We start from the raw sequence: 15,788 nt of genomic DNA on the forward strand, positions 1-15,788 counted from the left end.
CGACACCTTCGACGCTGTGCACGGAGGCCAACAGCTTCGCCTGTTCAATGCCCACCATGACGAGTACGGCTTCCAGCCGATCGTCATGTTCGATGGTGCGGGACGGTTCGTCAGCGCGATCCTGCGACCGGCCAAGCGGCCGAGTGGGGCTGAGATCCGCCCCCACCTGCGCCGTCTGGTGCGGGCGATCCGGATCAACTGGCCGAACATTCGAATCCTGCTCCGCGGCGATAGCCATTATTGCAACCCGCAGGTCATCGACCGGTGCCGCGCCAACGACGTCGACTTCATCTTTGCCTCGCGCCCACCACGACCCTGCGCAAGCATGTCGCGGATCTGGAGGCCAGGACGACGGCGCGCTTCGAAGCGTCGGCCAAGACAGGCAAGGTCCGCAGGTTCAAGGAGTTCGTTGACGGCGCCGCTAGTTGGAGCCGCGTCGAGCGCATCATCGCGCGGGTCGAGGTCGGCGCCCAAGGTGGCGATATCCGCTTCGTCGTCACCAACCTTGCCGGTGGGAAGGCCAAGGCGCTCTACGAGGATGTCTACTGCCGGCGCGGCGCGGCCGAGAACCACATCAAGTCGTGGAAGACGCATCTCGCCGCCGACCGAACGTCCTGCACAAGAGCGACGGCCAACCAGTTCCGGCTATTCCTGCATGCCGGTGCTTACTGGTTGATGTGGGGCTTGCGGGCCGCGATGCCGAGGCGCTCGAGCTTTGCCGTCGCCCAATTCGACACGCTGCGATTGCGCCTCATCAAAATCGCTGCGCGGGTGGTCGAGATGAAATCGCAAATCCGCCTGCACCTGCCGACATCGTGCCCCGACCAGCGCATCCTGCGCATCGTCCTCGATCGCATCCCCCAACTCGCGACATAACGATGGGGGCAGACGCCCCGAAACGAACCCGTCGACCGCAACCTGCAAACCCCCGCCTGCCATCACGACGGAGCAATCCCGGCGCCTGACGAGGCGCGTGGAAAAGCACCGCAACGGCGACCACAACGTCGCTTCAGGCCGTCAAAAGCTTATCGCCGTGCATCAAGGCGGCTAGAAGCGCGCCGGCAGCCTGGCGGGGGGCTTGGGGTTAGACTGCCGGCGCACGCCACTCATGAAGAGCGGCCCCTTTTTGCGGTTCCGACACCAATAGTCAACCCGGCAGCGTCTGGATGCCCGCTGTGCTCTTTTCAGAGCGGCTCGCGATGCCGGCCATGTCGGCCGATCCTGCCTAGGATGGGGGGCCACTCTCGTCGGCCGAGTTGATGCTCCAGCCAATATCGCCTTGCCGACCAGCATGGGTTCGCCGTTAGCAATCCATCCTCGCGAGCCAATGCTATCGTGCACGTGCCGCAGCACTCCGGGCGGCTATATCGCCTAAGACAGCATGACGAAGCGTTCCAACTTCCTGTTCGGCGAGCCCGTGTGCAGTTCCTGACTCGGACAGTGGACGAGAATTCTCTTGGCGGTACTGCGCCAGAAGGCATTCGCGTCCAACGGAATCAAGCGACGACTATCAGCCGCAAACGTCACATCACAAGAACGGTCTTCCACCCATTGCAGATTATCCGACTGATCAGGCGGCGTCCGATATGTCCGACTCTGCCTCAAGAATTCCCACAGGTATGGACAGCGATCTCGCTATCCGATTCCGATAGCCCTTATTGTACTTTAGACCCCGCTCGATGTTTTGGATTTCCTGAGCGGCTAGCCCGCACGCCACCGCGAGGTCCTCGATTGAATACCCAAGGTGCTCACGATAAGCGCGGATGATGTGGGTCCCCTGCGACATAGCCGTCAAGACTGGCTCGGGAATGCGCGAATCCTTCATAAACATCTCCAAGAAGATGGGAGCGCCTGACAAATCGGGAGATTTCCTCCCCGACCCTGGCGCACACCCAGCAAATCAAAAAAATGGACGTCCATTCGGCCGGACCGGCCTCATCCATGGAATGGGCCACTTGAAATTGGCAGCCGGGTCGGAATATGGCGGCTCACCTGCTACTGATCAAGTTCTAAGAACCTGCCCGCCATGAGATGGCCTGATCGGCTGTAGCGCATTCGACCTGCGATCCTACACGACTCATTCTCCCCGATGGCTTTCTTGAACAGCAACTCGAACTCTCACTGACGCCTCCAGTGGCTATTCGCGGCACCGTCCACCCAGCCTCGCGGACGCTGATACCTTCAACCAATTTCCACCGCCGATGCAGCGAAGATGGACAAGCATCGCCACCTATAAAGGTTCACAATCATTCGACCGTGACCGATTTTGCGAGATTGCGCGGCTGGTCTACATCTGTGCCCATGAAGAGCGCCGTGTGGTAGGCAAGAAGCTGTATCGGCAGCGAGAAGATCATCGGCGCGATAATCTCGTCGACAGCCGGCAGCACGAGCGTGTGCATGGTGTCGATTTTCGATGCGGCTGCCCCTTTTTCATCGGTGATGAGGATAATCCGCCCTCCACGGGCAGCCACTTCCTGCATGTTGGAGACGGTCTTGTCGAAAAAGCGATCATGGGGCGCGATGACGATCACTGGCATGTTGTCGTCTATCAATGCGATCGGACCGTGCTTCAATTCACCCGCCGCATGGCCCTCGGCATGGATGTAGGAAATCTCCTTGAGCTTCAGCGCACCTTCCATCGCTAGCGGGAAACTGGTGCCACGGCCGAGATACAGGACGTCACGACACTTTGACAGTTCGCGCGACAGGAACTCGATCTCCGGCTGGATGCTGTTGAGTACCTGGCCCATGACGCGCGGCACTTCGGCGAGGCTCCTGACGAGCGCCTGCAGCTCGTCTTCGGTTACGGTCCCGCGGGCTCTGGCGGCGCCGATGGCGAGTGCGGCTAGAACGGCAAGCTGGCAGGTAAACGCCTTGGTGGAGGCGACGCCGATCTCCGGTCCGGCAAGGATCGGGAAGACCGCATCGGCCTCCCGAGCGATGGTCGATTCGCAGGCATTGACGATAGCGCCAATTTTCAGCCCACGCTCCTTGCAGTACCTCAACGATGCGAGCGTATCGGCGGTTTCGCCGGACTGCGAAATGAAAAGAGCCGCCGACTGCGGCGACAACGGGATCTCGCGGTAACGGAATTCGGACGCAACGTCGATTTCAACCGTCAGGCGCGCATAGCGCTCGAACCAGTATTTTCCGATCAGTCCGGCGAGATAGGCGGTCCCGCAGGCCGAGATCGCCAAGCTCGGGATCCTGGCGAAATCGATGCCAGAAACCATGTCGGCGCGATTCTCTATGATGTTGCTATAGTGACGGAGAGCATGGGCGATGACTTCGGGCTGCTCGTAGATTTCCTTCTCCATGAAGTGGCGATGATTGCCCTTGCTGGCCAGATCGGCCGCGGCCGTGGAGGTATGGCGCGGACGCTCGACGGGATGGCCGTCGAAATCGAAGATATGGGCGCCCGAATTGCCGACAATGGCCCAGTCGCCCTCGATGAGATAGGTAATTTCATTGGTGAAGGGAGCAAGCGCGATCGCGTCGGAGCCCAGGAACATCTCGCCGTCGCCGTGACCGATCGCCAGCGGTGGTCCGTTGCGCGCCGCCATGATGGTCGACGGATCATCTTCGAAGAGGACGGCAAGCGCATAGGCGCCCCTGACGCGTTTCAGCATGGCACGCATCGCCTCTTGCCGCCTCATGCCCTCCCGGCGGTGTCTTGCCAAGAGATGCGCGATGACCTCGGTGTCGGTGTCGGTCTGGAACTCGGCGCCAGCCGCCGCCAATTCGTCCTTCAGCTCGGTGAAATTCTCGATGATGCCGTTATGGACGACGGCGACACCGTCGGCAAAGTGCGGGTGCGCATTGCGTTCCGTCGAGGCCCCATGGGTTGCCCAACGCGTGTGGCCGATGCCGATGTTCCCGCTCAGCGGCTCTTCCTTCAGTCTCCTCTCGAGATTGACGAGCTTGCCCTCGGCGCGCCGGCGGTGCAAGGCACCTTCGGTGATCGTCGCAACGCCGGCGGAATCATAGCCGCGATATTCCAAACGCTTCAATGCGTCGACCAACCGATCCGACACCGGCTGTTGCCCAACGATGCCCACAATCCCGCACATGTTCGTCTTCCCATTCTTGCCGGCAGCTTCAGCCCACGCGAGACGGATACCCATCCGGCCGCTTTCATTGGGGATCTTGTAGTAGTATCCGGTAATATTGGTACAATTGATTGTAGGGATAACTATCATCCACCCCATGGATGAGCCCCTGATCTAAAAACTTCTCGTTGCGCCTGACGCCCTCATGACCGAGCGCAAGCCCACACCCCGCGGCACGAAGGACCAATCGGCCATGCGCGACCATCCCGGCTACGCACCTGACACGAAGCGCCGCCGCTCGTGATCACGCGGTGATCGGCATGATCACAAGCACTGTGACGCATGATCGGCATCATCATCATCGGCAGCGTCGGCGCCGTCGGCATGATTCACGTGTTCGTCACGTTGATCATAATCATCGTCGCCGCCGATCTAGTTTCTGATTGCCTGCCGCTGTTGACGCGGCTCTCGCCGGTAGAGTTTAGCCCGCGATGGCCTATCAATAGGCTGTTGGTCGGCATGGCCGAAACCGAGAGTCAGGCGGCGCAGGCCACAGAGCACGTTCAGCGACCGTTTCAGTCAGCGCCGGCTTTGTCGGGGTTCGTAACGTCATCAGGATTCTCGGGGCATGAATGCACTATCACGAAAACGTTGGTTCTCAGTGCTTCGTCCGTATTACTCAAAACCGATTCCCGCAGCGGAAGAACTAGGCGCGTGTCACGTCTTGTACAAGGCACAATAGCAGTGAGAAATGGAGATTGATGCCTGCGCGTTTTCGAATAAGACAATCACCAAGCTGTCACCCGAATTACATCAGGAATTGTCTATAGCCGCCGCCCATCAGGTAGCGGCCACGTTGGATGGCGCGACGCACCTGATCGCGAAGATGGCTACCTGGATGAGACCAATCTTCTTCGACACGGCGTCTCCCGAACAGGGCAATGGCGATCTCCTGATGAGATGCTCCCGCAAGCGAGCCATCCAAAGCCTGGAGCACGAGACGCAGACGCGCTCCGCGGGGCTCCGGCGGAAAGCAAGCAGCTGCCAGGCGGCCGCAACCATTGATGTCGTTCAGGAACTGAAGGGCAGCGACATGGAACTTCAGGTGCTGCGGCTGCACGATCGCGTCGACATATAGCCGCAACGGGCGGAGAACGGATGCACCGGAAAGGGCGATCTGCAGACTCCGGCAGTCCTCCCTCAGCAGCACGTGCTGCACGCCGGCAGGTGTCAGCAGGATGTCCTTGCAGCATGAGAGCGACGAAAGATCAAGCGGTTCAAAATCGTGGTCGAGCCCAACCAGCTCCGCGGCCGCTCGTAGAATACGGGCGCAGTCGCGCGGATCCCAAAAGACCCTTGCCGACGTAGCGTCCCACTGTGGCGCGTCCGCGAAAAAGGAGGCTCCAGTGTCTTAGGAAAGATGATCCTGTCGTCAACTCGATTATGTTCAGGTCGGCCTGGGCTCCGACAATGCAGGCGGACGGTGCCATTTTGGCGTGGTCGCGCTGGAATTGTGGATTGCGCCGAAGAAACTCCCAGGCCCAGGCAGTGCGTGGCAATCGTCTGGCGTAGTGGTAAGCTTCGTGACGACGCCAGTCCGGCCAGCATACAAGACCGACCGTCGCTTCCTTGGGCAGACCAGCATCCTTCACGGCTCAGGTGTCCACAATGCCGACGGGCCTAGAACCGGTTGCCACAGTACCGGTCCGCTCAGACGTCCCCTGCTGCGGATGCGCAAAAGGCTCGCGCGGGAAATCTCGAGAAACCCGGCCACCGCCTCCGTTTTGCCGACGGACTTGGGTTGTCCGATGCGCGACAATGGCCACGTCGCGAGGCGAAGGATCCGTTCCATGCGCGTGTCCGTCACCGTTACTATCCGGGTCAGATCCTTGGCCAAGCCGAACTCGATCATGCCCGCGAAGAGCTCGTAGGTTGCCTGGGCCAGTCCGCCCGCTGCCTTGGGCGCCGACGGAGGGAGATCGAGCGCGAAACGACTGCTCTCCCATATGTCGGAGGTCGAGGGCACGACGTCAGCACCCAGCAGCACCGGGAACGTGTCGCGCAACATTGTGGGTCCGGTGCTGGGCAAAAGACGCACGCAACCGCGAATTCGCCAGTCGGATCCCTTGAGGAGCAGATAGACAGGCTTCAGACCATCAAACGGGTCTGTTTCCATCTGGTCTTCGGTATCAACTTCCCAATCGAGCCTTTCCTTGAACACCCGAAACCTGAGCCCGTGCATCTCTTTGAGCTCGCTTGCGAACTCGTCGTAAAGGTCTGGTGTTATCAGCTGCATCATGGTCGCCTCCGTGCGGGATGTGTTCCCGCCATCGAAGGGCAAAGCCCGCAGCGATGCAGCCTGTAGAGGTTTACAGCTATCGTGGCCGACGAATCAGGATCTCGCCTGGCCGGAGGCAGCCAGTCGTGCAACGGCCTGGTTGATCGTTCGAACGCCAAGCTTTGCCTTGGCGTTTTCCAGATGAAAGGTCACGGTGCGCTTTGAGACGCCGAGAAGCTGGCTGATATCCCAAGCCGACTTGCCGCGCGCCGCCCATTTCAGGCACTCGAACTCCCGCGGGGTGAGCGTTACACCATCCACCACGCGATCGTCGGCGAGCCTGCGCCGGACATGGATATGAAAGTTGATGGCCACCAGCTGCAATGCTTTTTCGTAACGTGTCAGTGACCGCAACAGAGGCGGACGGGACTCGTCGGAAGCAAAGGTCAGGGCAGCAAACCGGCCGCGATGATCATGCATGGACATCGTCAGGCCGCCGCGGATGCCAAACTCAGCCGCACTCTCCAGAATTTGTTGCTGCGAATTCGGCAGACAGTGCCGAGCGCGATCCACACCCCAGTCGAAGGTATCCCAGCCTTGCAGCCCGCGCAGGATGACCGGATCAAGACTGTGGTACCGCTGTTGCAGATAACGTGATGTCCAGGATGAAGGATAGTTTGAGATCAATTGCGGGGCGTCGCCGGAGGCCGACGGGTAAGTGAAATAGGCGAATAGCGGAAAATCGAAGCCGGCTGCAGCGGATGCCATTGCCTCACGGAGATCGGCAGCATCAACACTTGCAGACAGTTGCTCGACGAAGTTCTCAAACACGCGATGCATTTGCGCTTTGCGTAACCTCCGTGATCGCTCGATGCCAGGCAGAGACCTTGTTTTAAACGATCCCGGACGGATACAGCGCGTGCCGAGAACCCCGTTAACCTGTTGAAACCCGTGATATTCTGACGTTGTCTATGAGCCGTGTGCCGCCGAGCCAGGCCGCGACAAGCAAGCGTGCAGGTCGGTCAAGGCTTGTCATGGGTCGCAGATCTGCCTCGTCGCGAAGTTCCAGGTATTCGACCTCGCGATAGCCCGCAGCCAGAATTGCTGCGCGCGCTTCGGCAAGCGTTGGCAGGACGGGCGAGCCGCGGGCAAGCCGCTCAGCCGTCTCGAGCAAGACCGATGGTAGCTCGGGGGCAACAGCACGCTCTGCTTGCGAGAGCCGGACATTGCGCGATGATAGTGCAAGACCGTCGGCTTCGCGGACTGTCGGGCAAGGAACAATGGTGATTGGAATATCCAGGTCCCGGGCCATACGCCTGACTAGCTGAAGCTGCTGAAAGTCCTTTTCGCCAAAGAAGCCGAAGTCAGCGCTGGTCTGCAGGAAGAGCTTGGCGACGACGGTCGCCACGCCATCGAAATGTCCCGGCCGGAAGGCACCGCACAGGCCCTCGCTGACACCGGACACCGAAACGGTCGTGGCGAAGGCCGCCGGATACATCTCCTCTGCGTCCGGCGCATAAAGCAGGTGCGCGCCAAGCGGTGCCAGCTTGGCGGCATCCTCGTCCTCGGTGCTCGGATACGCGGCGAGATCGGCCTCGCTGTTGAATTGCTTCGGGTTGACGAAGAGCGTCACGATCACCCGGTCGGCCTTCACGAGTGCCGCGCGCACCAGGCTGAGATGGCCCTCATGGAGGACGCCCATCGTTGGCACGACGGCAATCCTCACGCCCTCGCGGCGCCATGCGGCGACGATTTGGCGAAGCTGGGCAACGCTCCTGACAATCGGCACGCTCACGCTGCTTCTCCGCTCTTGGTGGCGTCCCCGTCGGCGGGCTTGGGCGCATCGGCAAACACGTGCTCGGCGGCCGGAAACTGGCGCTCCTTCACTTCCCGCGCATAGGCCGCGATCGCAGCCGCAGCAGCCTCCCCCAGTTCAGCATAGCGCTTGACGAATTTGGGCCGGAAGTCGCCGAAGAGGCCCAGCATGTCGTCGACGACGAGAATCTGGCCGTCACAGGCGGCCGAGGCACCGATGCCAATGGTCGGGGTCGCCACCTCCCCGGTGATCCGGCGGGCGAGCGCCTCGGGAACCTTCTCCAGCACGACCGCAAAGGCGCCCGCTTCGCTCACCGCAAGCGCGTCGCGCCTGATGCGCTCGGCATCCCCGCCTCTGCCCTGCACGCGGTAGCCACCGATGGTGTTGATCGACTGCGGCGTCAAGCCGACATGGGCCATGACCGGCACGCCGCGCGCGGCGAGGAAGCCGATCGTCTCTGCCATCGTTTCGCCGCCTTCGAGCTTGACGGCCGCGCAGCCGGTCTCGGCCACAACGCGCGCGGCATTGCGGAAAGCCTGCTCGGGGCTTTCCTCGAAGGAACCGAACGGCAGGTCGACGACCATCAGCGCCTGCTCGAGGCCACGGCGCACGGCCTGGCCGTGAATGATCATCATCTCCAGCGTCACACCGAGCGTCGCGGGCAGGCCGTGGAGAACCATGCCGACGCTGTCGCCGACCAGCACCACATCGCAATGGGGATCGACAAGCCGGGCGACTGGCGTCGTGTAGGCGGTAAGGCAGACGAGCGGCGTCCCACCTTTGCGCGAACGAATATCCGGCGGTGTGATCGCCTTGGTGTCACCAAACGCACTCAATGGACCCTCCTTCCCCAACGTTACCAACCGCGGGTGTCGCGTTTGCCACATTTTTGTGCAAGTGCGAAGAGCTAAAAATGGCGTGCAGCTGTGCGGTGTTGACGTGCGGACAGGCGCGCTTACACTTAAATCGATTCAGGCGCTCCCGAGCTGGCCAACCACTTTCGCGAACATGGACGATCAGGCAAAAGGACCCAGGAAAGACAGAGCCGCCGTCAAGGCCGACGAAGTCAAAGTGGACCTGATCGCCTTTGTCGTCGCCGTAAACGACAGTGAACCCTGTGTCCTCACCATCGGCCAGGCGGACACCCTGCCCTCCGGACCACTTGCGCTTGAGCACCGATCGCTGCAATCCGGTTTGAGGGGGTGGGTCGAGCAGCAGACCGGCCATCCGCTGGGGTATATTGAGCAACTCTACACCTTCGCGGATCGGGATCGCATCGGCGCCGAGCGCCAGCAGCGCGTCATCTCCATCAGCTATCTCGCATTGACCCGCAAGGAACAGGCAGCTGGCTCGCCCAAGTGCGGCTGGCAGAGCTGGTATGAATATTTTCCATGGGAGGACCACCGCTCCGGCACGCCTCCGGTCGTGCTGGACGTTCTGCGACCGCGCCTGATTGAATGGGCAGACGGCGTCAGCGACGCGGCCACGCGACGTGAACGCTGGCAGCGGGCGACGATAGCCTTCGGCTTCGACGACCGCCTTTGGAACGAGGAACTCACGCTTCAACGCTATGAGTTAGTCTACGAAGCAGGCCTGGTCCAAGAGGCCGGAAGCGGACGGGACGCGACGCTGCCTCCGCTGGTGCCCAGCAAGTCTATGGTCGCCGATCATCGCCGCATCGTGGCGACCGGCATTGCGCGGCTGCGCTCCAAGATCAAATACCGGCCGGTCGTCTTTGAGCTGATGCCGCCGGTCTTCACGCTTTTGCAGCTGCAGCGAACCGTGGAGGCGCTTGCCGGCAGGCTCGTGCGTAAGCCGAACTTTCGCCGGCTGATCGAGCAGCAGGAGCTGGTCGAAGAGACCGGAGAGGCAACCGCGGAGACCGGCGGCCGGCCAGCGAAGCTTTACCGGTTCCGCCACGCCGTTCTCGACGAGAGGGTCATCGCCGGGACAAAATTGCCGCTGGTGCGGGGTTGACATCGCTTATACTCACAGCAAGTATATGCTGGTTATTTTCAACTAGAGTATAAGCTGGAGGGGTCGATGAGCGCCATGCTGCCTGCGACCGCGTTTCTCTACGAGCGCGTCCGACGAGTGATCCCGCCGATCGAATGGCCGGCTTTCGTCGAGGATATCGAGGCGATCCTTGCACTGAAGCGCGAGCGCAACGCCATCATCCTGGCGCACAACTATCAGACCCCCGAGATCTTCCATTGCGTGGCCGACATCGTCGGCGACAGCTTGGCACTGGCCCGCACGGCTGCGACGATCGAGGCGCAAGTCATCGTGCTGGCCGGCGTACATTTCATGGCCGAAACGGCCAAGCTGCTCAATCCGCAAAAGACGGTGCTCATTCCCGACCTGCGGGCAGGCTGTTCGTTGGCGGAATCGATCACGGCAGAAGACGTGCGCTTGATGCGCCAGCGTTATCCCGGCGTGCCGATCATCACTTATGTCAACACGTCGGCCGAAGTGAAAGCCGAGTCGGATATCTGCTGTACATCCGGCAACGCCAAGGCGGTCGTCCAATCCCTTGGCGTTCCCCAGGTGATCATGTTGCCGGACGAATATCTGGCCCAGAATATCGCCGCCCAGACCGATGTGCAGATCATCGCCTGGAAAGGGCATTGCGAGGTGCATGAGCGCTTTACACCGGCCGACATCCGCGAGTTGCGCGAAAGCCATCCCGGCGTGATCGTGCTCGCGCATCCCGAATGCCCGCCCGACGTCGTGGCTGAAGCAGATTTTTCCGGCTCGACCGCTGCCATGTCCGACTATGTCGAAAGGCAAAGGCCGGCACGTGTCGTGCTGATGACGGAATGTTCGATGAGCGACAACGTCGCGTTAGCGCACCCAGAGGTCGAGTTCATCCGGCCCTGCAATTTGTGCCCGCACATGAAGCGGATCACGCTTGCCAACATCCGCATGGCGCTCGAGCAGAACCACCATATCGTGACCATCGAACCGGGGATCGCCGAGCGCGCGCGGCTTGCGGTGGAACGGATGCTGGCAATTTGAACGCCAATGTCCGCAGCTTCTTCGGGCGGCCCATCATCATCGGCGGCGGCATCGCCGGACTGATGACCGCGCTTCAACTGGCGCCCGAGCCGGTGCTGCTTCTGTCCAGGACGCTGCTGGGAGCTGACAATTCGAGCACCTGGGCACAGGGTGGTCTGGCTGCAAGTTTCGGCGAAGACGACGATCCGGCACTGCACCTGGCCGATACGCTTGCCGCCGGGGATGGTCTCTGCGACAGAAACGTGGCGAGCCGCATCCTCCAAGCCGCGCCAAAGGCGATAGAGGGGCTTGCGGGCTTTGGGGTTCCCTTCGACCGTACACCGAAAGGATCACTGTGCCTCGGATTGGAGGCCGCACACAGCCGACGTCGCATCGTTCATGCGCATGGTGACGGCACCGGGCGTGAGATCATGCGTGCCCTGATCGCGGCTGTGCGTTCCACACCGTCGATTGTTGTCGTGGAGGGCGTGGAAGCGCGCCGGCTGGCGGTGCGAGAGAATGCGATCCGAGGCGTCTGGGCGAGCGGTTCGATAGGACCTGTCTTCTTCGGCTCACGGCGGGTCGTCCTCGCCACCGGTGGGATCGGGGGACTGTTTCTCGACACCACCAATCCTTGGGCCAGTTGGGGACAGGGCCTGGCGCTTGCGGCCCGCGCTGGAGCTGTCCTTGCCGACCTCGAGTTCATCCAGTTCCACCCGACCGCGCTTGACGGCCCGGAACGCCCTATGGTGCTGGTCAGCGAGGCCGTCCGCGGCGAAGGTGCTGCCCTGATCGACGAAACCGGCCAGGCTTTTCTCCAGAGCGTGCCAGGGGCGGAACTTGCGCCTCGTGATGTCTTGGCGCGCGCCGTCTGGAACCATCTTGCCAACGGCCACCGTGTTTTTCTCGACGCGCGGCAACGGCCTGGCCCGGAATTTGCTCGACACTTCCCGACAATCGCATCAGCCTGTCGTGGAGCCGGCATCAATCCCGCGCGCGATCTCATCCCCATTCGTCCGGCCCAACACTACCACATGGGTGGCGTTGCCGTGGACGGCTCCGGTAGGACCTCCGTCAAGGGGCTGTGGGCCTGCGGCGAAGTCGCTTCGACAGGACTGCATGGCGCCAACAGGCTCGCCAGCAATTCCTTGACCGAGGCCGTCGTGTGCGCGCGCTGGGTCGCTGAAAGTGTCGCCGGAACGCCTGCTCGCAGAACAAAGCCTGCGTTTGCGGACGTTTACCCATCGCCCGCGCCGGCACCCGTGTGTGTTTTCCTGTCGCGCGCACTCGGCATCGTCCGGGATGGTGAAGGTTTGAAAGCAGCCGCATATGCCTTGTTGCCGCTCGCCGAAAGCAAGGACGCGGCCTCGGATCCGGCGGCTGTCGGGCTAATGATCGCGGTTGCCGCCCTGTTGCGCGAAGAAAGCCGCGGCGCTCATTACCGGACAGACTTTCCTCATCATGCGACTGTCGCCCGACGGTCCGAAATCACCCTAGAAGCCGCCTTGGCCGCTGCGCGGGAACTCGGACACTCGCCAAGCCTCGAAGGGGCAAAGTGATGACGCTCTCACCGCTTCCCACGGTCATGCTTGAGCCGCTTGTAAGGGCAGCTCTTCTTGAAGACCTTGGCAGAGCCGGCGACTTGACCACGGAGGCCATCGTGCCGAAGGCACACCAAGCGGGAACCGTGCTGGCGGCGCGCCAGTCCGGAGTTGTCGCCGGCCTCGATCTGGCGATGCTCGCTTTCCGCTTGATTGATCCTGATGTCGAAATTTCGGTGGAGCGGGCAGACGGCTGCAATGTCATGGATGGAGAGGTCATTGCATCAGTGGTTGGCCCTGCCCGGGCCATTCTCACAGCCGAACGGACGGCACTCAATTTTTTGTGCCATCTGAGCGGCATCGCTACAGCAACGGCATCGATCGTCGCTGCGGTTCGTGGATATGGCGCGAAGATCGTCTGCACGCGCAAGACGACGCCCGGATTGCGGGCAGTCGAAAAATACGCCGTGCGCGCAGGTGGCGGATCCAATCACCGCTTCGGCCTCGACGACGCAATTCTGATCAAGGACAACCACATCGCCATCGCAGGCGGCGTTCGCCCGGCGCTCGAGCGAGCACGAAGACGGGCCGGTCATCTCGTCAAGATCGAAGTCGAGGTCGATACGCTGGCCCAGTTGGAGGAGGTACTTGGCTTCGCTCCCGATGCGGTTCTGCTCGACAACATGTCCCTCGCCGATCTTCGCCGCGCCGTCGCAATCGTTGGCGGCCGTGCTATCACCGAGGCTTCTGGCGGGATCGCATCCGATACAGCGCGAGCGATTGCCGCGACCGGCGTTGATCTGATTTCAGTCGGCCGACTGACCCACAGCGCGCCGATCCTGGATATCGGCCTCGACTATTGGGGCTCATGATTGCCTGAGCAACGGACAGGATCGAATCAACTGTCCTTTCCGATCGTCATCAATCAGACAGCAAAGCAAGGCAGAACCGGAGGAACAGCATGGACATGCAAACAGCCAGTCCAACGCAGACATCGCCACAGGCTCAATCCCCTGACCCTGGAGCGTGGACCCTGGAGAAGGCTCGGGCACTTCACGATGCCCCCTTCAACAATCTCCTCTTCCTCGCGCAAACCGTGCACCGCCAGAATTTCGATCCCAACAAGGTCCAGCTCAGCCGGCTTCTCAGCATCAAGACAGGCGGATGTCCGGAGGATTGTGGCTATTGCAGCCAGTCGGCGCAGCACGAAACCGGTCTGAAGGCGTCGAAGCTGATGGAGGTCCGGCGCGTCATCGCCGAGGCGAAGAAAGCGCGTGACGCCGGCGCCACCCGCTATTGCATGGGTGCGGCCTGGCGAAACCCCAAAGCGCGCGACATGGATGCGGTAGTGGCCATGGTCGAAGGCGTCAAGGCGCTCGGTATGGAGACCTGCATGACGCTCGGCATGCTCGATCTTACGCAAGCCTCTCGTCTGAAACAGGCGGGCCTCGACTACTACAACCACAACATCGATACGTCGGAACGCTACTATAGCGAGATCATCAGCACGCGGAGCTTTGCCGAGCGGCTCGAGACGCTCGAGCACGTTCGCCAATCCGGCATCAAGGTCTGCTGCGGCGGCATTGTCGGCATGGGCGAGGAGCCGGTGGACCGGATCGGCATGCTGGTGACGCTGGCCAACCTGCCGGAACATCCGCAAAGCGTTCCGATCAACATGCTGATCCCGATCGCCGGCACCCCGCTTGCCGACGCCAAGCCCATCGAGCCGATCGAATTCGTGCGCGTGATCGCGCTGGCGCGCATCATGATGCCGAAATCGCATATCCGTCTCTCCGCCGGCCGCACCGCCATGACCGACGAGATGCAGGCGCTGTGCTTTTTTGCCGGCGCCAACTCGATCTTCGTCGGGGACACGCTGCTGACGGCGGACAATCCCGGTGAGGACAAGGATACATTGCTGTTCCGGCGCCTTGGCATCGAGCCGATGGAACTCGAGGCGCAATGAACGGGGCACCGCTTGCCCGCTATGAGGCGACCTTGCAGGGACTGGCGCGCAAGGACCGGCTGAGGACGCTGAAGCCGCGCGCCGGGCGCGACTTCTCGTCGAACGACTATCTCGGGCTTGCCGCCTCCAAAAGACTTGGCGAAGCGGTTGCGGCGGCGATTGCGCGTGGCACGCCGGTTGGCGCCACCGGATCGCGGCTGTTGCGCGGCAATGCGCCGGAACACGAGCAGCTCGAGGCAGACGCGGCGGCATTCTTTGGAGCCGACCGTGCGCTGTTCTTCGGCAGCGGCTACATCGCCAATTTCGCTCTGCTGACGGCGCTGCCGCAGAAGGGCGACCTTTTGGTCCTCGACGAACTCGCCCATGCCAGCATGCATGAGGGTGCGCAGGCCGGGCGCGCACAGTTCGTGCTGGCCGCGCACAACGACGCCAACGCTGTCGAGGATGCGATCACGTGTTGGCGCGCCGAAGGCGGCATGGGATGCGTCTGGATCGCGGTGGAAAGCCTTTACAGCATGGATGGCGACTGCGCGCCTTTGGAGAGCCTGGTCGCGCTTGCCGATCGGCACGAGGCATTCCTCGTCGTCGACGAGGCGCACGCCACCGGCGTCTGGGGACCGGACGGCCGGGGGCTGGCCGCCGCTTTCGAGGGCCGCGACAACATCGTCGCGCTCCACACCTGCGGTAAGGCGCTCGGCGCATCTGGTGGGCTCGTGACCGGGCCGAGGACACTGTGCCAGTATCTGATCAACCGTTGCCGGCCATTCATCTACGCCACCGCGCCCTCGCCGCTGATGGCGGTCGCGGCGCGCGAAGCGCTCGCAATGCTCGCCGACGAGCCTATGCGGCGTTTTCAGCTGCATGAACGCGTCGGCCTCGCAGGCCGCCAATTGGTCGATGGCTGCGGCGTGATACCAAGTGGCTCTCAGATCCAGCCCTTGGTGATCGGCGATGTCAGGCGCACCATGGCAGTGGCGGCGCGCCTGCAGGCCCGCGGCTTCGACATACGCGGCATTCGTCCGCCGACCGTGCCCGAGGGCACGTCGCGGCTGCGCATCTCACTGACGCTCAATATCGGCGAAGCCGACATTTCCGCCATGGTCGAGGCGCTCGTCGAGGTGTTGGCTCAGACATGACCGGA

At 62.0% G+C, this 15,788-nt stretch carries 15 protein-coding genes and 1 pseudogene; 8 read left to right on the forward strand and 8 right to left on the reverse strand.

Going from position 1 to position 15,788, the window contains the following annotated elements; all coding sequences use genetic code 11:
• Positions 1 to 876: pseudogene (locus NKH63_RS29905) on the forward strand (IS1380 family transposase); the annotation flags it as partial.
• 694 nt (positions 877 to 1,570) lie between these two features.
• On the opposite strand, the gene NKH63_RS29910 reads toward NKH63_RS29905, so the two are convergent.
• Positions 1,571 to 1,831, reverse strand: a complete 261-nt coding sequence (locus NKH63_RS29910) for a helix-turn-helix domain-containing protein (RefSeq protein WP_352496595.1) — start codon at positions 1,829 to 1,831, stop codon at positions 1,571 to 1,573.
• Positions 1,832 to 2,246: 415 nt separating this feature from the next.
• Entirely contained in the window at positions 2,247 to 4,070 is a 1,824-nt protein-coding gene (gene glmS, locus NKH63_RS29915) for a glutamine--fructose-6-phosphate transaminase (isomerizing) (protein WP_352920139.1), read from the reverse strand.
• Positions 4,071 to 4,391: 321 nt separating this feature from the next.
• Here glmS and NKH63_RS29920 point away from each other — a divergent pair, with 321 nt between their 5' ends.
• Positions 4,392 to 4,811, forward strand: a complete 420-nt coding sequence (locus NKH63_RS29920; protein WP_352474704.1) for a hypothetical protein — start codon at positions 4,392 to 4,394, stop codon at positions 4,809 to 4,811.
• 46 nt (positions 4,812 to 4,857) lie between these two features.
• Here NKH63_RS29920 and NKH63_RS29925 read toward each other — a convergent pair whose 3' ends face one another.
• From NKH63_RS29925 to panB, 6 genes are all read right to left on the reverse strand, one after another.
• Positions 4,858 to 5,268, reverse strand: coding sequence for a DUF2285 domain-containing protein (locus NKH63_RS29925; RefSeq protein ID WP_084641649.1), 411 nt, complete (start codon positions 5,266 to 5,268; stop codon positions 4,858 to 4,860).
• A gap of 58 nt (positions 5,269 to 5,326) precedes the next feature.
• A complete protein-coding gene (locus NKH63_RS29930) occupies positions 5,327 to 5,701 on the reverse strand; it encodes a transcriptional regulator domain-containing protein (protein WP_352474703.1) in 375 nt (124 codons plus the stop codon).
• Positions 5,698 to 6,348 (reverse strand): acyl-homoserine-lactone synthase, encoded by a 651-nt coding sequence (locus tag NKH63_RS29935; RefSeq protein WP_352458529.1) that lies wholly within the window; start codon positions 6,346 to 6,348, stop codon positions 5,698 to 5,700. The genes NKH63_RS29930 and NKH63_RS29935 overlap by 4 nt, the downstream gene beginning before the upstream one ends.
• Before the next feature lie 93 nt (positions 6,349 to 6,441).
• Complete coding sequence (locus NKH63_RS29940; protein ID WP_352881852.1) at positions 6,442 to 7,167, reverse strand: LuxR family transcriptional regulator; 726 nt, start codon at positions 7,165 to 7,167, stop codon at positions 6,442 to 6,444.
• A gap of 94 nt (positions 7,168 to 7,261) precedes the next feature.
• Complete coding sequence (gene panC, locus NKH63_RS29945) at positions 7,262 to 8,122, reverse strand: pantoate--beta-alanine ligase (protein ID WP_352881854.1); 861 nt, start codon at positions 8,120 to 8,122, stop codon at positions 7,262 to 7,264.
• On the reverse strand, positions 8,119 to 8,979 hold the full coding sequence (gene panB / locus NKH63_RS29950) for a 3-methyl-2-oxobutanoate hydroxymethyltransferase (RefSeq protein WP_352920144.1): 861 nt from the start codon (positions 8,977 to 8,979) through the stop codon (positions 8,119 to 8,121). Before panB ends, panC begins: the two co-directional genes overlap by 4 nt.
• Positions 8,980 to 9,151: 172 nt before the next feature.
• Between panB and NKH63_RS29955 the strand changes: the two genes are divergently transcribed.
• The 6 genes from NKH63_RS29955 (at position 9,152) to NKH63_RS29980 (ending at position 15,783) form a co-directional block, all read left to right on the forward strand.
• Positions 9,152 to 10,120 (forward strand): NUDIX hydrolase, encoded by a 969-nt coding sequence (locus NKH63_RS29955; protein WP_352920173.1) that lies wholly within the window; start codon positions 9,152 to 9,154, stop codon positions 10,118 to 10,120.
• 66 nt (positions 10,121 to 10,186) lie between these two features.
• Positions 10,187 to 11,161: a quinolinate synthase NadA gene (nadA, locus tag NKH63_RS29960; protein ID WP_352920148.1), complete on the forward strand. Its 975-nt coding sequence runs from the start codon at positions 10,187 to 10,189 to the stop codon at positions 11,159 to 11,161.
• Positions 11,158 to 12,699 (forward strand): L-aspartate oxidase, encoded by a 1,542-nt coding sequence (locus NKH63_RS29965; RefSeq protein WP_352920176.1) that lies wholly within the window; start codon positions 11,158 to 11,160, stop codon positions 12,697 to 12,699. Before nadA ends, NKH63_RS29965 begins: the two co-directional genes overlap by 4 nt.
• The gene (nadC, locus tag NKH63_RS29970; RefSeq protein ID WP_352458523.1) at positions 12,699 to 13,553 is read left to right on the forward strand and encodes a carboxylating nicotinate-nucleotide diphosphorylase; all 855 of its coding nucleotides are present in this window, start codon (positions 12,699 to 12,701) and stop codon (positions 13,551 to 13,553) included. The genes NKH63_RS29965 and nadC overlap by 1 nt, the downstream gene beginning before the upstream one ends.
• Positions 13,554 to 13,648: 95 nt before the next feature.
• Entirely contained in the window at positions 13,649 to 14,647 is a 999-nt protein-coding gene (gene bioB / locus NKH63_RS29975; RefSeq protein WP_352920178.1) for a biotin synthase BioB, read from the forward strand.
• Complete coding sequence (locus tag NKH63_RS29980; RefSeq protein ID WP_352920150.1) at positions 14,644 to 15,783, forward strand: 8-amino-7-oxononanoate synthase; 1,140 nt, start codon at positions 14,644 to 14,646, stop codon at positions 15,781 to 15,783. Before bioB ends, NKH63_RS29980 begins: the two co-directional genes overlap by 4 nt.
• Positions 15,784 to 15,788: the final 5 nt, after the last annotated feature.

The sequence above is a fragment of the Mesorhizobium sp. M0960 genome, from assembly GCF_040319055.1.
Classification (GTDB): Bacteria; Pseudomonadota; Alphaproteobacteria; order Rhizobiales; family Rhizobiaceae; genus Mesorhizobium.